At 65.2% G+C, this 15,766-nt stretch carries 15 protein-coding genes; 14 read left to right on the top strand and 1 reads right to left on the bottom strand.

The genetic code is table 11. The features are described from left to right. Positions 1–27: 27 nt before the first annotated feature. From LQK81_RS06475 to LQK81_RS06465, 3 genes are all read left to right on the top strand, one after another. Positions 28–936, top strand: coding sequence for a LysR family transcriptional regulator (locus tag LQK81_RS06475; RefSeq protein ID WP_230804614.1), 909 nt, complete (start codon positions 28–30; stop codon positions 934–936). Between the two features lie 51 nt (positions 937–987). Then, positions 988–1,884, top strand: a complete 897-nt coding sequence (locus LQK81_RS06470; RefSeq protein ID WP_230804612.1) for a LysR family transcriptional regulator — start codon at positions 988–990, stop codon at positions 1,882–1,884. A gap of 211 nt (positions 1,885–2,095) precedes the next feature. Continuing rightward, entirely contained in the window at positions 2,096–2,713 is a 618-nt protein-coding gene (locus tag LQK81_RS06465; RefSeq protein WP_230804606.1) for a pyridoxamine 5'-phosphate oxidase family protein, read from the top strand. Positions 2,714–2,743: 30 nt separating this feature from the next. Here the strand turns inward: LQK81_RS06465 and LQK81_RS06460 are convergent, their stop codons facing one another. Then, complete coding sequence (locus tag LQK81_RS06460; protein WP_230804604.1) at positions 2,744–3,643, bottom strand: LysR family transcriptional regulator ArgP; 900 nt, start codon at positions 3,641–3,643, stop codon at positions 2,744–2,746. A gap of 105 nt (positions 3,644–3,748) precedes the next feature. Between LQK81_RS06460 and LQK81_RS06455 the strand changes: the two genes are divergently transcribed. The 11 genes from LQK81_RS06455 to LQK81_RS06405 all read left to right on the top strand — a co-directional run bounded on the left by LQK81_RS06455 (position 3,749) and on the right by LQK81_RS06405 (position 15,755). Further along, positions 3,749–4,357 (top strand): LysE/ArgO family amino acid transporter, encoded by a 609-nt coding sequence (locus LQK81_RS06455; protein ID WP_230804602.1) that lies wholly within the window; start codon positions 3,749–3,751, stop codon positions 4,355–4,357. Between the two features lie 140 nt (positions 4,358–4,497). After that, positions 4,498–5,664 carry an ABC transporter substrate-binding protein gene (locus LQK81_RS06450; RefSeq protein ID WP_230804593.1) on the top strand — a complete coding sequence of 389 codons (1,167 nt, stop codon included), beginning with the start codon at positions 4,498–4,500 and terminating at the stop codon, positions 5,662–5,664. Between the two features lie 338 nt (positions 5,665–6,002). Then, the gene (locus LQK81_RS06445; RefSeq protein ID WP_230804591.1) at positions 6,003–7,019 is read left to right on the top strand and encodes an ABC transporter ATP-binding protein; all 1,017 of its coding nucleotides are present in this window, start codon (positions 6,003–6,005) and stop codon (positions 7,017–7,019) included. After that, positions 7,016–7,966, top strand: a complete 951-nt coding sequence (locus LQK81_RS06440) for an ABC transporter permease (RefSeq protein ID WP_230804589.1) — start codon at positions 7,016–7,018, stop codon at positions 7,964–7,966. The genes LQK81_RS06445 and LQK81_RS06440 overlap by 4 nt, the downstream gene beginning before the upstream one ends. Next, the gene (locus LQK81_RS06435; RefSeq protein WP_230804587.1) at positions 7,956–8,771 is read left to right on the top strand and encodes an ABC transporter permease; all 816 of its coding nucleotides are present in this window, start codon (positions 7,956–7,958) and stop codon (positions 8,769–8,771) included. Before LQK81_RS06440 ends, LQK81_RS06435 begins: the two co-directional genes overlap by 11 nt. A gap of 31 nt (positions 8,772–8,802) precedes the next feature. Next, positions 8,803–10,230 carry a gamma-aminobutyraldehyde dehydrogenase gene (locus LQK81_RS06430; RefSeq protein WP_230804585.1) on the top strand — a complete coding sequence of 476 codons (1,428 nt, stop codon included), beginning with the start codon at positions 8,803–8,805 and terminating at the stop codon, positions 10,228–10,230. A gap of 92 nt (positions 10,231–10,322) precedes the next feature. Then, the gene (locus LQK81_RS06425; RefSeq protein ID WP_230804583.1) at positions 10,323–10,496 is read left to right on the top strand and encodes a DUF1328 domain-containing protein; all 174 of its coding nucleotides are present in this window, start codon (positions 10,323–10,325) and stop codon (positions 10,494–10,496) included. A 175-nt stretch (positions 10,497–10,671) separates the two neighbouring features. Further along, positions 10,672–12,858 carry a TonB-dependent siderophore receptor gene (locus tag LQK81_RS06420; protein WP_230804580.1) on the top strand — a complete coding sequence of 729 codons (2,187 nt, stop codon included), beginning with the start codon at positions 10,672–10,674 and terminating at the stop codon, positions 12,856–12,858. A gap of 101 nt (positions 12,859–12,959) precedes the next feature. Then, the gene (gene fhuF / locus LQK81_RS06415) at positions 12,960–13,637 is read left to right on the top strand and encodes a siderophore-iron reductase FhuF (protein WP_230805596.1); all 678 of its coding nucleotides are present in this window, start codon (positions 12,960–12,962) and stop codon (positions 13,635–13,637) included. 2 nt (positions 13,638–13,639) lie between these two features. Further along, positions 13,640–14,740: an ABC transporter substrate-binding protein gene (locus LQK81_RS06410; protein ID WP_230804578.1), complete on the top strand. Its 1,101-nt coding sequence runs from the start codon at positions 13,640–13,642 to the stop codon at positions 14,738–14,740. Positions 14,741–14,999: 259 nt separating this feature from the next. Further along, positions 15,000–15,755, top strand: a complete 756-nt coding sequence (locus LQK81_RS06405; protein WP_230804576.1) for a class I SAM-dependent methyltransferase — start codon at positions 15,000–15,002, stop codon at positions 15,753–15,755. The last annotated feature ends 11 nt before the right edge of the window (positions 15,756–15,766 follow it).

Below are 15,766 nucleotides of genomic sequence, written 5' to 3'. Positions count from 1 at the left end.
CGTCAAGGCCCTATATTAACTGCCCCCATGGCCTTCACGCTCCGTCAGTTGCAATATTTCGTCGCCGTCGCCGAACAGGGCTCGGTGACGCGCGCCGCCCAGATCCTCTCGATCTCGCAATCCTCGATCACCGAGGCGGTGAAGGAACTGGAGAACGACCTCGGCGTCGAGCTGTTCGATCGCCACCCCCGCGGCCTGACGACCACCCATAACGGCCACCAGTTCCTGCGCCACGCCACCAAGATCCTGGCCGGCGTCTCCGATGCCCGACGCTCGTTCTCCGACGACCGGACGACGGAGAAAGGCCAGCTCAATCTCGGCGTCACCTCGCTGGTCGCAGGCTACGTGCTCTCCGACCTGCTCGCCCGCTACCGCCGCGCCTTCCCCGGCGTCGAGGTCAGCGCCATCGAGGACAACGGCTCCTATCTCGAGCATCTTTTGATCGGCGGCGAACTGGACGTCGCCGTCATGGTCATCTCCAACCTGCGCGACCGCATGGCGCTGCAGGCCGAGATCATCGAGACCTCGCCCTATCGCCTCTGGCTGCCGCTCGGCCATCCGCTCGTCGCCGCCGAGATCATCTCGGTCGGCGACATCGCGAAGGAGCCGCTGATCATGCTGACGGTGGACGAGATCGAGGAGAACACCGGCAAGCTTTTGTCGGCACTGGGCGCCCGCCCCCATGTCGCCTTCCGCACGCGTTCCGTCGAGGCCGTCCGCAGCCTCGTCGCCACCGGCGCCGGCATCGCGCTGCTGCCCGATCTCGTCTACCGCCCGTGGTCGCTGGAAGGCGACCGCATCGAAAGCCGCGACGTTTCCGGCGCGCTGCCCGTCGTGCAGGTCGGCATGGTCTGGCGCAAGGGCTCCAGCCTGCCGCAGTCGGCACGCGACTTCGTCGGCGTGGCGGAAGCGCTGCGGAGCGGCCGGGGACGATAGCCGGCCGGGCAAATCGCGCTGGAACGGCCTTACTTCGACAGGGGAACCGAGATGGATCGCTGGCAGGCCATGAGAGTGTTTGTGAAGGTGGCGGAGACGGGCGGCTTTGCTGCGGCGGCCCGCCAGTTGCACATGAGCCCGCCCGCGGTCACGAGAACGATATCCGCGCTCGAGGACACGATCGGCGTCCGGCTTCTCACCCGCACGACGCGCGCGGTCAAGACGACGGAGGCCGGCAGCCGCTACCTCGAGGATTGCCGGCGGATCCTTGCCGAGATCGCCGATGCCGAGGCGTCGGCGGCCGGCCTCCACGCCAACCCGTCGGGCGTCCTCAGCGTTACCGGACCGGCCCTGTTCGGCCAGATGCATATCCTGCCGATCCTGCTCGAATATCTCGACCAGTATCCGGCTGTGACCGTGCACAGCGTGTTCGTCGACCGCACCGTCAACCTCATCGACGAGGGGATGGACGTCGCGATCCGGATCGGAAACCTGCCGGCCTCGGGCCTGAGCGCCGTCAAGGTCGGATCGATCCGGCGCGTCGTCTGCGGTGCGCCGTCCTACTTCGAGCGATACGGCGTTCCGCAGGTCCCCTCCGATCTGGCGGATCACCGGATCATCGCGCCCACCGCCGCCTGGGCCTCTCTCGACTGGCAGTTCGGGCAGGGGGCAAAGACGAGCGTCACCGTTCATCCGCGCCTGTTGTGCAACACCAACGACGCCGCGATTGCCGCCGCCGAACGGGGCTGGGGCCTGACACGCGTCCTCTCCTACCAGATAGGGCCGGCTCTTGAGGAGGGACGCCTCCAGGCGGTGCTCTCCGACTACGAGGAGAGCCCGATACCGGTCCACGTCGTGCATGCCGAGGGCCGGCGCGCCTCGGCCAAGGTCCGGGCTTTCGTCGATCTCGCCGTCGACCGCCTGCGCGCCAACCGCCTGTTCAACTGATCCCTGCAAGCCCCACCTCTCCGCAGGCCGCTTCCCGCGGCCCTGGCCCGGCGATTGTTCCGCTATCTGCAAGAATGCCTTCCACGGTTTGCGGATTAACGATGGCAGCCAATGGGGATACTCGTGCCGGCAACGTCATTCACCGACGGGCCGGGTTCGCGACGCGCTTTGGCAGAACGGATCGGCCTCGCCGAGCCGAAGGAAAGAAGCCATGTCCGGCGACCACGCCACATTCTCGAGCGATATCGCCTTCACCCCGTCGGTGAAGGCGATCCAGGAGCGCAAGGGGTCACGGCACGCCTATGCCCGGATGGAGACGGGCGGCTCCTGGCAGACGGAAATCACCAAGGACCTCGCCGGCTTCATCGAGAGCCGGTCCAGCGTCTACTTGGCGACGGCCAGCGCCGACGGTCAGCCCTATATCCAGCACCGCGGCGGTCCGGCGGGCTTTCTCAAGGTCCTCGACAGCAAGACCATCGGCTTTGCCGACTTTGCCGGCAACCGGCAGTACATCACTCAGGGAAACCTTGCGGAAAACCCGAAGGCCCACCTCTTCCTGATGGACTACGCCCGTCGGCAGCGCGTCAAGATCTGGGGCGAGGCGAAGGTCGTCGAAGGCGACGACGAGCTTGCCGACCGCCTGTTTCCACCCGGATATCGCGCCCGCGTCGAGCAGGTCGTCCTCTTTACCGTCATGGCGTGGGACGCCAATTGCCCCCAGCACATACCGCAGATGTTCGAGGCCGCCGACGTGCAGGCAGCCCTGGCCGAAAGGGAAAGCAGGATCGCCGAGCTCGAAGCCGAGATCGCGCGGCTGACGGAAAAATGACGCGCGGCGGGCGGACGCCGCGCGGCGGCCTCACTGGCGAAGACGCGATTTGGCCGTCGCGACCACTTCGCTCGTCAGGTCCATCAGCCGGTCCGCGGCGAGGCGATTGATCTGCCAGAACAGCGGCACGTCGAGCGGGCTGTCCGGCACCAGTTCCACGAGCCGGCCGGAGCGCAGATGCTCCCCGACGAGCGGCGCCGGGTTCATGCACCATCCCATGCCGGCCAGGCTGCCCTCCAAAAAGCCCTGCGTCGAGGGCAGCCAATGCGTCGGGAAGGCGAGGTCCTGGCCGAACGTCTGGCGGATCCAGCGGTTCTGCAGCCGGTCCTTCTGGTTGAAGGTCAGGGCGGGCGCATGCCGGATCGCCTCCGTCGTGACGCCGTCGGCGAAATAGCGGGACATGAATTCCGGATTGGCCACCGCGTGATAGCGCAGCGTCCCGAGCGACGTCCGCCGGCAGCCGGCGATCGGCTTTTCGAGGCTGGTGACGGCTGCCAGCACCCGGCCCCGTTGCAGCCATTCGGCCGTATGGTCCTCGTCGTCGATGGCGATGTTCAGAAGATGCGGGGACCGCCCGGAAAAATTCGACATGGCCGTCAGGAACCAGGTGCCGAGGCTGTCTGCGCTCGTCGCAATGTGCAGCGTCACCCGCTGCCGCGGCTCTTCGGGATCGGCCAGTGCGGGGAGGTGCTCCATCAACTCGCCTTCCAGCATGCCGATGTTTTCCATGTGCCGGCACAGCCAGCCCCCCTTCTCGGTCGCCGTGCACGGATTGCCCCTGACGATCAGGACCGCGCCGAGACGTTCCTCGAGCTGCTTGACCCGCTGCGAGATGGCGGACGGCGTCACGTTCAGGGCGGCGGCCGCCTTTTCGAAGCTGCCGGTCTGCACGACTGCGGCAACCGCGCGAAGCGCCGGATAATCGATCATCTCATTAGCTTTGCTTAATTGGAATTACCGTATTTAACTATCTTAAATCGGCATCGCCCGCTACAGGATCGCTCATGTTTCTGCCTTCGGGAGCTTTCCGGCACCATGAATTTTCCGATCTACATCACCGGCATGATGATGGGGCTGAGCCTGATCGTCGCGATCGGCGCGCAGAATGCGTTCGTGCTCCGGCAGGGATTGCGGCGCGAACACGTCTTCGCCGTCTGCCTCACCTGCGGGCTGTCCGATGCCATCCTGATCCTGATCGGGGTCACAAGCCTCGGACAGATCACCGCCATGCTGCCCTGGATCGATCCCGCCATGCGGTTCGCAGGCGCGGCCTTCCTCGTCTGGTATGGTGCAAGGAGCCTCTATTCCGCGCTCCGCTCCACCGGAGCGCTGACGGTCGGAGGCGAGCACGCCCAGGGCTTCTGGCCGACACTTGCCACCTGCCTTGCGCTCACCTGGCTCAATCCGCACGTCTACCTCGATACCGTCGTCCTTCTCGGCACCGTCGCCACCCGCTTTCCCGGCGACGAGATGTTGTTCGCCGCCGGCGCCATGTCCGCCTCGTTCCTGTTCTTCTTCGCGCTCGGCTATGGCGCCACCTGGCTGCGCCCGGTCTTCGCCCGGCCGGCGGCCTGGCGTATTCTGGATCTCACGATTGCCGTCGTCATGTGGATGATCGCCGGCAAGCTCCTGGGCGGGATCTAGTCCGCCTCCGCTCGTCCCATACCTTTCGGAATTTCCGATATCGACTTTCTGTTTAATGGATTTGCGAAAGCGGCAAAAAGGGGGCACGCTTCGTTCCGGGAACAATACCGCGCACAAGGCGGACAAACCGGGAGACCATCATGAAGCGATTCCTGCATTCCTGCACCGCGCTGACCCTTTCCTTTGCCTTTGCCTTCACCACCGCCGCCGTCGCCCAGCAGCCACTGAAGGAGCTCGGCGCCGGCGAAGGCGAGATCTCGATCGTCGCCTGGGCCGGCTATATCGAGCGCGGCGAGACCGACAAGGCCTATGACTGGGTCACCGCTTTCGAGGAGAAAACCGGCTGCAAGGTCTCGGTGAAGACCGCCGCCACCTCCGACGAAATGGTCGCGCTGATGAACGAAGGCGGCTTCGACCTCGTCACCGCCTCCGGCGACGCGTCGCTGCGCCTGATCGCGGGAAACCGCGTCCAGCCGATCAACACCGACCTGATCCCGAGCTGGAGCACCGTCGACGAGCGCCTGCAGAGCGCCCCCTGGAATACCGTCAAGGACGTCCACTACGGCACCCCCTATCTCTGGGGCCCGAACGTGCTGATGTACAACACCGACGCCTTTAAGGGCGAGGCGCCGAAGAGCTGGAACGTCGTGTTCGAGGAAATGACGCTGCCGGACGGCAAGTCCAACAAGGGCCGCATTCAGGCCTATGACGGCCCGATCCATGTCGCCGACGCCGCGCTCTTCCTGATGGCGCACAAGCCCGAACTCGGCATCAAGGATCCCTACGAGCTGAACGAGGACCAGTACAAGGCGGCACTCGACGTGTTGCGCGTCCAGCGCACGCTCATCGGCCGCTACTGGCACGACGCCATGATCCAGATCGACGACTTCAAGAACGAGGGCGTCGTCGCCTCCGGCTCGTGGCCGTTCCAGGTCAACCTGCTGAAGGCCGAGAAGGCACCGATCGCCTCGACCTTCCCCGAGGAAGGCGTCACCGGCTGGTCCGACACCACCATGCTGCATATCGACAGCGAGCACCCGAACTGCGCCTATATGTGGATGGAACATTCGCTCTCGCCCAAGGTCCAGGGCGATGCCGCCGCCTGGTTCGGCGCCGTTCCCTCGGTCCCGGCCGCCTGCAAGGGCAACGAGCTTCTGGGCGACGAAGGCTGCTCTACCAACGGCTTCGACAATTTCGAGAAGATCCGCTTCTGGAAGACGCCGGTCTCCAAATGCGACAGCCAGGGCGAGTGCGTCCCCTATCACCGCTGGGTGTCGGACTACATCGGCGTGATCGGCGGGCGCTGAGGCCGCTTCCACCTCCCCCTTAAGGGGGGAGGTAGGGAAAACGGCGGGCGGCTTCTCGCCTCGCTTCCCCGCGGATTTCTTGGCGGCCAGTGGCAGGGCAGTGTCCGCTTTCGGACTTCCGCATGGCCCCTCACCCTGCCCTCTCCCCGCACGCGGGGAGAGGGAACGAGGACGGTCGCGCTGCCCCGCACTCGAAGCCTGCAAAGAGATCGGGACGCCATCACGGATTTCCTTCTCCCCGCTTGCGGGGAGAAGGTGGCCGGCAGGCCGGGTGAGGGGCAGCCCGAACGTCCGCGTGCCGCGCCCCGGCCAAATGACAAGAGACAGGAGCATCCCCCATGACCACCGCCGTGCTGTTCGACAAGGTCTCCCGCCACTTCGGCCCCGTGCGTGCCGTCGACGGCGTGGACCTGGCCGTGGTGGAGGGCGAGTTCTTTGCGATGCTCGGTCCGTCCGGTTCGGGCAAGACAACCTGCCTGCGGCTGATGGCCGGCTTCGAGCAGCCGACCGGCGGCCATATCGAGATCTTCGGCGAGACGGCCGAGGGCGTGCCGCCCTACCGGCGCAACGTCAACACCGTCTTCCAGGACTACGCCCTGTTCCCGCATCTCTCCATTCTCGAGAACGTCGCCTACGGGCTGATGGTCAAGGGCGTCGGCAGGGAGGAGCGGCTGAAGGCGGCGGAGAATGCGCTGGCCATGGTCAAGCTTCCCGGCTACGGCACGCGCCGGCCCGGCCAGCTCTCCGGCGGCCAGCGCCAGCGTGTGGCGCTGGCCCGCGCGCTCGTCAACCGCCCGCGCGTGCTGCTCCTCGACGAACCGCTCGGCGCACTCGACCTGAAGCTGCGCGAACAGATGCAGGAGGAACTGAAGACGCTGCAGAAGTCGCTCGGCATCACCTTCGTCTTCGTCACCCATGACCAGGGCGAGGCGCTGTCGATGGCCGACCGCATCGCCGTGTTCAACGACGGCCGCATCCAGCAGCTCGGCACGCCCGAAGAGGTCTACAAGCGCCCGCAGACCCGCTTCGTCGCCGATTTCGTCGGCTCGTCCAACGTACTCGCGCCCGCCTTCGTCGAAAGCCTCGGCTACCCCGCCCGCTATGCGAGCCTGCGCCCCGAGGCGCTGTCGCTCGGCGACGGCACAGGCAGCGTCACGGGCGACCGCAAGCGCGTGACCGGCACGGTGGTCGCCACCGGCTTCCTCGGTGCGGCCAACCGGGTGACGGTCGAGGCCGGCTGCGGCACCCGCATCGCCGCCATGGTGCCCGCTTCCCAGGCGCTCCCCGAACAGGGCAGCGGCGTCACCCTCTCCTTCGCCGCCCGCGACCTGCACCTGATGGACGAAGCGGCATGAGCGCGATCACGCAGACCAGCATCATGGAAGGCCGCAGCGGCACCTTTGGCCGCCTGTCGGACTTCTTCTGGCGCAACCCGAAGATCCTGCTCTTCCTGATGCTCGCCCCGCCGCTGCTCTGGCTCGGCATCATCTATCTCGGCTCGCTGTTCGCGCTGCTCTTGCAGAGCTTCTTCTCGATCGACGAGTTTTCGGGCCTGATCAACTACGAGTTCACGCTCGCCACGTACCGGCAACTGCTGATCCCCTCGAATTTCGACATCATCCTGCGCACCGTCGTCATGGCGGCGCTGGTGACACTGGCCGCTGCCGTCATCGCCTTCCCGATCGCCTACTATGCCGCCCGCTATGCGAAGGGAAAATGGAAGGCGCTGTTCTATCTCGGCGTGATGCTGCCGCTCTGGTCGAGCTATCTCGTCAAGGTCTACGCCTGGAAGCTGATCCTCGCCAAGGAAGGCATCCTCACCTGGGTCTTCGCCAGGCTGCACCTGACCTGGCTGCTCGACGCCTGGCTGTCGCTGCCGATCGTCGGCGGAAACTCGCTGTCGATCAGCTATACCGGCACCTTCATCGTCTTCGTCTATGTCTGGCTGCCCTTCATGATCCTGCCGGTCCAGGCGGCATTGGAGCGCGTGCCCGGTAACCTGATCGAGGCCTCCGCCGATCTCGGCGGCCATCCGGCGCAGACCTTCCGCCACGTGCTGTTTCCCCTGGCGCTTCCCGGCATCATCGCCGGCTCCATCTTCACCTTCTCGCTGACGCTCGGCGACTACATCATCCCCCAGATCATCGGCTCGTCGCGGCTGTTCATCGGCCAGGCCGTCTACGCCCAGCAGGGCACGGCCGGCAACATCCCGCTCGCAGCAGCCTTCACCGTCGTCCCGATCGTCATCATGGGCTTCTACCTGTGGATGGCCAAGAAGCAGGGGGCCTTCGATGCGCTCTGACCGTTCCGCCGCAGCCCCCCTCGGCCTGAAGATCGCCGCCGCCGCCGGCCTTCTGTTCCTGCACGTGCCGATCCTGCTGATCTTCCTCTATGCCTTCACGACGGAGGAGAAGAGCTACCAGTTCCCGCCGCCGGGCTATACGCTGCAATGGCTCGCCGTCGCCTGGAACCGTCCCGACGTCTGGCAGGCGCTCGGCCTCTCGGTCCGGGTCGCCTCGATCGCGACCGCGGTCGCACTCGTGCTCGGTACGCTCTGCGCCGCCGCCGTCAGTCAGACGAAGTTCTTCGGCCGCGAGACGATCTCGCTGCTCGTCATCCTGCCGATCGCCCTGCCCGGCATCATCACCGGCATCGCGCTGCGCTCTGCCTTCTCCTTTGCCGAGATCCCGTTCTCCTTCTGGACGATCGTGCTCGGCCACGCCACCTTCTGCGTCGTGGTGGTCTACAACAATGCGGTGGCCCGCTTCCGCCGCGTCTCCGGCTCGCTGATCGAGGCCTCGATGGATCTCGGCGCCGATGGCTTCCAGACCTTCCGGTACGTGATCCTGCCCAATATCGGCACCGCCCTTCTCGCCGGCGGCATGCTCGCCTTTGCGCTGTCTTTCGATGAAGTGATCGTAACGACGTTCACCGCCGGCCAGCAGCAGACGCTGCCGATCTGGATGCTGGAGGAACTGGTGCGCCCGCGCCAGCGGCCGGTGACCAACGTGGTCGCCATGCTGGTGGTGCTCGTCACGCTGCTGCCGATCCTGGCGGCCTACTACCTCACCCGCGACGGTGACCAGGTCGCGGGCGCCGGCAAATAGAACAACGAACGGAGATCAAGGGAGAATCCTGATGGACACGCAGATGCTGATCGGCGGACGCTTCGAGGCCGGCACGGAGAGCGAGGAGCACATTCTCGACCCGAAGACCGGCGAGACGGTGGCCGACCTCCCGGAAGCCTCGCACACGCAGATCGACGCTGCCGTCGATGCCGCCGAGAAGGCCTATCTCGCCTGGTCGATGACCACCCCCGGCGAGCGCTCCGGCTATCTCCTGAAGATCGCCGACGCGATCGAGGCCGACGCAGACGGCTTCGCAGCCCTCGAGGCGCTGAACTGCGGCAAGCCGATCAATGCCGTCAAAAACGACGAGATCCCCGCGATCGTCGACTGCTGGCGCTTCTTCGCCGGCGCCGTCCGTTCGATGACGGCGACCGTTGCCGGCGAATACCTGCCCGGCCACACCTCGATGATCCGCCGCGATCCGATCGGCATCATCGGCTCGATCGCGCCGTGGAACTATCCGCTGATGATGATGGCCTGGAAGCTGGCGCCGGCGATCGCCGGCGGCAACACCGTCGTCTTCAAGCCCTCCGAGCAGACGCCGCTGACGGCGCTGAAGATGGCGACGCTCCTGGCCGGCATCCTGCCCGAAGGCGTCGTCAACGTCGTGCTCGGCCGCGGCGAGACCGTCGGCAACGCGCTGATCAACCATCCGAAGATCAACATGGTCTCGATCACCGGCGACGTCGCCACCGGCAAGAAGGTGCTGGCGGCAGCAGCGAAATCGGTCAAGCGCACCCATCTGGAGCTCGGCGGCAAGGCGCCGGTGATCGTCTATGACGACGCCGATCTCGAAGCTGTCGTGAACGGCATCCGCGCCTTCGGCTACTACAATGCCGGCCAGGACTGCACGGCCGCCTGCCGAATCTACGCGGAAAAGGGCATCTACGACAAGTTCGTCGCCGAGCTTTCCGCCGCCGTCGCCACCATCCGCTACAACCAGCCCGACGACACCGAGAACGAGATCGGCCCGCTGATCTCCAGGCGCCAGCGCGACCGCGTGGCGAGCTTCGTCGAGCGCGCCGCGGACGTGAAGCACATCGAGATCGTCACCGGCGGCGCACCCGGCAGCGACAAGGGCTTCTTCTTCCAGCCGACCGTGGTCGCCGGCGCCACGCAGGAGGACGAGATCGTCCGCCGCGAGGTGTTCGGCCCCGTCGTCTCCGTCACCCGCTTTGCCGGCGAGGAGCAGGCGATCGGCTGGGCCAACGACAGCGACTACGGCCTCGCCTCCTCTGTCTGGACGAAGGACATCTCCAGGGCGATGCGCGCCGCGGCCAGGCTCCAGTACGGCTGCACCTGGATCAACACGCACTTCATGCTGTGCAACGAGATGCCCCATGGCGGCGTCAAGCAATCTGGCTACGGCAAGGACATGTCGGTCTATGCGCTGGAGGACTACACCGCCGTTCGCCACGTCATGATCGCCCACGGCTGATCGTCTTGTGCGCCCGGTGGCCCTTCCACCGGGCGCAGGAACAAATCCCGTCTTCGCGCGTCTTATCTCCGGTTCAAGAGAGGACACTGCACATGCTGAAATGGGCCCTTATCTTCCTCGTCATTTCCCTGATCGCCGGTTTTCTCGGCTTTCGCGGCGTCTCCTCGGCAGCCGCCACGGTCGCCAAGGTGCTTTTCGCCATCGCCCTGATTCTGTTCCTCATTTTCCTCGTCCTTGCCCTGATGGCGGGCAGTGCCGTGGTCTAGCGGAGCACTGCCTATTGGCGAAACGGAATGGCCGCCACCACCATGGCGGCCATTTTTCGTTGCACGAGGGCAACACTGCCATAAACATGACATTATTTATCATATAAACCTTGCGCATCGCGAAAACATGATGAGAACAGTCATCTTATTGACCCAGTAACATCACGAGACCTCGATGCCCCAGACCTCTTCGCCGCTCCGCCGCACGCTCGTCCTCGCCCTTGCCGGAACCTCGCTGCTCGCCCTGTCGCTCACGGCGCACGCGCAAGACCAGGCCGCGGCGACCTCCACCGAGGGCGCGACGACACTGGAAGAGATCATCGTCGACGGCGGAAGCGGCGGCGTCATCACCGCCGATGGTTATGTCGGCAGGAGCAGCGCGACGGGCGCCAAGGTCGATACGCCCTTCCTGCAGACCCCGCAGTCGGTCTCCTCGGTCACCGCGCAACAGCTGAAGGACCGCAATCCGCAGACGCTGCTGGATGTGCTGGCCTACACGCCCAGCACCCGCACGACCGCCTACGGCTTCGACCCGCGCTTCGATTCCTTCACCGTGCGCGGCTTCGACGTGACCTATAACGGCGTCTTCCGCGACAACCTGCGCCAGCCGGGCGCCGGCTCCTCGCTGTTCAAGACCGAGCCCTACGGGCTCGAGGGCGTCTCGATCCTGCGCGGCCCTTCCTCCGCCCTCTACGGCGCCTCCGGTGCCGGTGGCCTCTACAACCTGATCACCAAGCGCCCGACCGAGGAGACGCTGCGCGAGGTCGAGCTGCAGTACGGCACCGACAACCGCTACCAGGGCCAGTTCGATTTCTCCGGCGCGGTCAACGACACCGATCCCTTCTACTATCGCCTGACCGGTCTGGCCCGCAGCGCCGACACCGAGCAGCCCGGCCTTCCCAACGACCGCCTCTACATCGCCCCGGCCTTCACCTGGAAGCCGGACGAGGACACGCGGCTGACCATTCTCGGCGAATATTCGCGCACCAAGACCGGCGGCACCGCGGCCTATTACTTCGACACCACCACCGGCAAGGTCACCGACTTCTTCGCCGGCAACCCGGCCTTCAACGATTCCGTCCAGAACCAGGGCCGCATCGGCTACGAGTTCGAGCACCGCTTCAACGAGACCTTCACCTTCCGCCAGAACGTCCGCGCCTCGACGCTGGACATCGAGGCCGACTGGGCCTTTGCCTATGCGCCGAACGCCGTCGATCCGACGCTGATCGATCGCAGCGCCGGCTCCTTCGAGGAGCGGCTTTCGGCCATCGTGATCGACAACCAGCTGGTCTCCGAGTTCGACACCGGCGCCTTCAGCCACACGCTCCTGACCGGCCTCGACCTGATGAAGCTGCGCTACAGGTCGTTCAACGGCTACGGCGTCTCGCCGCCGCTCGACACCAACGACCCGACCCGCGGCGATCCGATGGATCGCATTCCCTACACCGAGCGCGTCGACCAGGACCAGTGGCAGGTCGGCACCTATATCCAGGACCAGATCCGCTACGACGCCTGGACCCTGACGCTCGGCGGCCGCTATGACTGGGTCTCCACCGACACCGACACCACCGATCTCGTCGGCGGCACGGTCACCTCGCTCGACCAGAGCGACCGCGCCTTCTCCAAGCGCATCGGCCTGACCTACGAGTTCGACTTCGGCCTCGCGCCCTATGCCAGCTACTCGACCGCCTTTTCGCCGAACGCCGGCTACAACCAGGAGACCGGCGCCCCCTTCAAGCCGACCGAGAGCGAGCAGGAGGAGATCGGCGTGAAGTATCTCCTGCCCAACAGCAACACCATGCTGTCGGCTGCGATGTTCAACATCGACCAGGAGAACGGCCTCTACTACGAAGTGGTCGACCTGCCGACCGGCCCGGCCAACATCCAGGTCCAGCGCGGCAAGCTGCGCTCGCGCGGCTTCGAGTTCGAGGCCAATACCAGCCTCGACAACGGCCTGTCGCTGACCGCCTCCTACTCCTACACCCAGATGAAGATCGTCGAAGGCCCCGTCGGCACGGTCGACAACGACGTCTCCTCGGTGCCCCGCCACCAGGCCGCCCTCTGGGCCTTCTACACCATGCCCGAGGACACGTTCGCCGATGGTCTCGGCGTCGGCGCCGGCGCGCGCTTCATCGGCTCCAGCTACGGCAACGACGAGAACACGATGGAGAACGGCTCGCGCGTCCTCTTCGACGCCGCCCTGCGCTACGACTTCGCCGCGATCGACAAGAAGATGGAGGGCCTGGCCCTGCAGGTGAACGCCACCAACATCTTCGACCGCCGCGACCCCGTCTGCTCGGCCGGCTTCTGCTACAAGGACCAGGGCCGCACGGTCATCGGTTCGCTGAAATACACGTGGTGACGCAATTGGACGCAATCCCTCCCAGGGCTGACGAGACCGTCTTCGGGCCGCAAGGCCTGAAGGCGGTCTTTTCGGGCGAGCATGCCTGGTGCGGCGAGAAGATGATGCTCTCGTCGGACCTCGACCATGCCATGCCGATCCGCGACTTCTTCGAGAGCGGCACCTTTGCGACCGGCCTCGATACCTATGCGCAGAACCACGGGGTCGACCGCCGGGCGGTGGCGTCCTACTGGTCGCTCTATTATTTCTCCGCCCTGTCGATCCCCTATATCGTCGCGCGCAGGGCGGACCTCGCCTTGCCGATCGCCGTCGACGACATGACGATCGCGCTTGCCGACGACGGCCTGCCGCGCGCCTTCGGCCTGCCGCATGCCGGCGACTGGTGCGAGGGCGATGCTCCGCTCGATCTGGTCAGGCCGCTCGTCAGCGCCCATCTGGCCGAAGTGGTGGCTCACCTGAAGCGCTTCGGCGGCATGGCCCCGAAGCTCGGCTGGAACAACGCCGCCGTCTATATCGACTACGCGATCAACGCGACGGAGACCGCTCCCGCAGTCACCGCAAATGGCCGGGACGGCGACGATCACTGGTCGGCGCGCATGCTGTTCGAGGAGAAGACCTTCTCCGACGGCACCGCCAATCCTTTCCACGGCTGCCTGCGCCATGAGATGGCCGGGGCCGAGATTCAGTGTCGCCGCAAGGTCTGCTGCCTGCGCTACATGCTGCCGGGCATCCCGAGCTGCGGCGAGCTCTGCGCCCTGCCCGAACAGAGGAAGCACTGACCGTGTTGCGCATTCTCACCCTTCTTGTCGGCCTGCTAGTGTCTGCCGGCGCCTGTCTTGCCGAGGGACGTTTTCCGCTGACGGTGACCGACGCACTCGGCCGGGAGGTCACGATCCCGAGGAAGCCCGAGGCGATCCTGCTCGGCAGCGGCTTCAATCTGATCGCCCTCTCGCTCGTCCATCCCGATCCCGTCAGCCTTCTGGCCGGCTGGGCCGGCGACATGAAGGGCGACAATCCGGCGATCTACGAGGCGTTCCGCGAGAAGTTCCCCAAGATCGCCGACGTGCCGCTGATCGGCGACGGCACCGGCGACGGCTTCTCCTTCGAGACCATCCTGTCCCTGAAGGCCGATCTCGCCATCCTCGCCAACTGGCAGGCCGACACCGATCTCGGCCGCCAGGCGATCGCCTACCTCGAACAGATCGACGTCCCGGTGATCGTGGTCGACTTCAACAGCGATCCGCTGAAGAACACGCCCGACAACATGCGCCTGCTCGGCCGCGTGCTGGAGCGCGACGAGCAGGCGGAAGCCTTCGCGCGCTTCTACGAGGAGCACCTCCAGGTGATCCGCGAGCGCGTGGCGGCGACGCCGGAACCCGGCCCGACCGTGCTTATGGACGCGTTTCCGAACGACCAGGGCTGCTGCTACGCCTATGGCGTCGGCGGGCTCGGCGAATTCATCGGCCTGACCGGCAGCCGCAACATCGCGGCCGACCTGCCCCGCCAGGGCGGCATCGTCAGCATCGAATACCTCGTCGCCGCCAATCCGGAAGCCTATATCGCCACCGCCTCCCCGGGCGGCACCTACAGCGCCTTCTCCATCGGCCCCGGCGTCCCCGCCGAGGAGGCACGGCAGACGCTGCGCAACGCCACCGGGCGGCCGATCCTCGCCGATCTCGCCGCCATCCGGAACGGCCGCGTATACGGCCTGTGGAACTTCTTCAACGCCGTGCCCCTGAACATCCTCGCCGCCGAGGCCTTCGCCCACTGGCTGCGTCCGGACGTCTTCCCCGACATCGATCCGGAAAAAACGCTGGCCGAGATCAACACCCGCTTCGCCGCCGTCCCCTTCGAGGGCGCCTACTGGATCAGCCTGAAATAGCGGCCGGCGTCGCACCCGAAATTCCGATCACGCCAAGCTTACCATCAGCGATCGGCAGTCCGGCAACCGCATTGCAACGCTCGGACGGCCGGACGTTTTCGTGCCAGGCCAAGGAGAAGAGATAGCATTATTCAAATAACTCCACCGCGCCCCGGAGACCTATACTCCAAATTTGGTATGCCGCCCCGCGATCAAGCTGAATAGACACTTTGAATAATTCCTCGATAATCGACCGCGGCACCCGTCGGGAGGTTGTATGATGGCAACCATTGGCAGTCGCACCTCAAGCATAGCGTCGGACTGGAAATCCAACAGTTACTATCTGGCGGCAGAACAGGAGCGCTGGGTAGACGTGTTCTGGAATGCGGCCACGCCGTTCCGTCGGCTGTTCGATCATCTGGATGTGAGAAAAGTTGTTGACCTCGCCTGTGGCCATGGACGCCAGTCGGCTCGAATGCTCAGCCTGGAAAGCGTCGCTCCTGCGATCGAGAAAGTATATCTCCTCGACGTGAATCAGGAAAACATCGACGCCTGCACAGAGCGATTCCGAAATAGCGCCAATAATAGCAGAATCGAGATGAAGAAAATCTCCGGGGCTGACTTCCGGCCGCTCGAGGATTCTTCAATAACTGCAATATTTTGCTATGACGCAATGGTGCATTTCGAATACGACGCCGTTCTTTCCTACATCAACGATGCGGCGCGTATCCTTCAGCCGGGCGGGCGCGCTCTATTTCATCATTCCAACTTTGTCTCGGCACCCGGCGCCGACTACAAAGAGAACCCTCATTGGCGCAACTACATGAGCAAATCCCTCTTCGCACATGCCGCAAACAGGGCCGGGTTGAGCGTCCTGGACCAGGTGACAATCGAGTGGGACGGGGAACGTAATCTTGACTGCCTGTCCTTGCTTGAAAGGCCGAAAGACACAGACCGGATCCAGACGGCGCGACGGGAACGAAACCGCGACCTCTATGGGAAGATACGTCGGAAGCTGATGTCTCTTCGGAGGTGAAGCGGGAGCAC

The sequence above is a fragment of the Rhizobium sp. GN54 genome, assembly GCF_021026345.1.
GTDB lineage: Bacteria > Pseudomonadota > Alphaproteobacteria > Rhizobiales > Rhizobiaceae > Mycoplana.
Note: the sequence above shows the minus strand (reverse complement) of the source record. Positions and strands in the feature narration are given on the sequence as shown.

What these genes read in the sequence shown, in the direction of transcription:
- LQK81_RS06475 (WP_230804614.1), top strand. Translation starts at nt 28, where the DNA reads ATGGCCTTCACGCTCCGTCAGTTGCAATATTTCGTCGCCGTCGCCGAA.
- LQK81_RS06470 (WP_230804612.1), top strand. Translation starts at nt 988, where the DNA reads ATGGATCGCTGGCAGGCCATGAGAGTGTTTGTGAAGGTGGCGGAGACG.
- LQK81_RS06465 (WP_230804606.1), top strand. Translation starts at nt 2,096, where the DNA reads ATGTCCGGCGACCACGCCACATTCTCGAGCGATATCGCCTTCACCCCG.
- LQK81_RS06460 (WP_230804604.1), bottom strand. Translation starts at nt 3,643, where the DNA reads ATGATCGATTATCCGGCGCTTCGCGCGGTTGCCGCAGTCGTGCAGACC.
- LQK81_RS06455 (WP_230804602.1), top strand. Translation starts at nt 3,749, where the DNA reads ATGAATTTTCCGATCTACATCACCGGCATGATGATGGGGCTGAGCCTG.
- LQK81_RS06450 (WP_230804593.1), top strand. Translation starts at nt 4,498, where the DNA reads ATGAAGCGATTCCTGCATTCCTGCACCGCGCTGACCCTTTCCTTTGCC.
- LQK81_RS06445 (WP_230804591.1), top strand. Translation starts at nt 6,003, where the DNA reads ATGACCACCGCCGTGCTGTTCGACAAGGTCTCCCGCCACTTCGGCCCC.
- LQK81_RS06440 (WP_230804589.1), top strand. Translation starts at nt 7,016, where the DNA reads ATGAGCGCGATCACGCAGACCAGCATCATGGAAGGCCGCAGCGGCACC.
- LQK81_RS06435 (WP_230804587.1), top strand. Translation starts at nt 7,956, where the DNA reads ATGCGCTCTGACCGTTCCGCCGCAGCCCCCCTCGGCCTGAAGATCGCC.
- LQK81_RS06430 (WP_230804585.1), top strand. Translation starts at nt 8,803, where the DNA reads ATGGACACGCAGATGCTGATCGGCGGACGCTTCGAGGCCGGCACGGAG.
- LQK81_RS06425 (WP_230804583.1), top strand. Translation starts at nt 10,323, where the DNA reads ATGCTGAAATGGGCCCTTATCTTCCTCGTCATTTCCCTGATCGCCGGT.
- LQK81_RS06420 (WP_230804580.1), top strand. Translation starts at nt 10,672, where the DNA reads ATGCCCCAGACCTCTTCGCCGCTCCGCCGCACGCTCGTCCTCGCCCTT.
- fhuF (WP_230805596.1), top strand. Translation starts at nt 12,960, where the DNA reads ATGATGCTCTCGTCGGACCTCGACCATGCCATGCCGATCCGCGACTTC.
- LQK81_RS06405 (WP_230804576.1), top strand. Translation starts at nt 15,000, where the DNA reads ATGGCAACCATTGGCAGTCGCACCTCAAGCATAGCGTCGGACTGGAAA.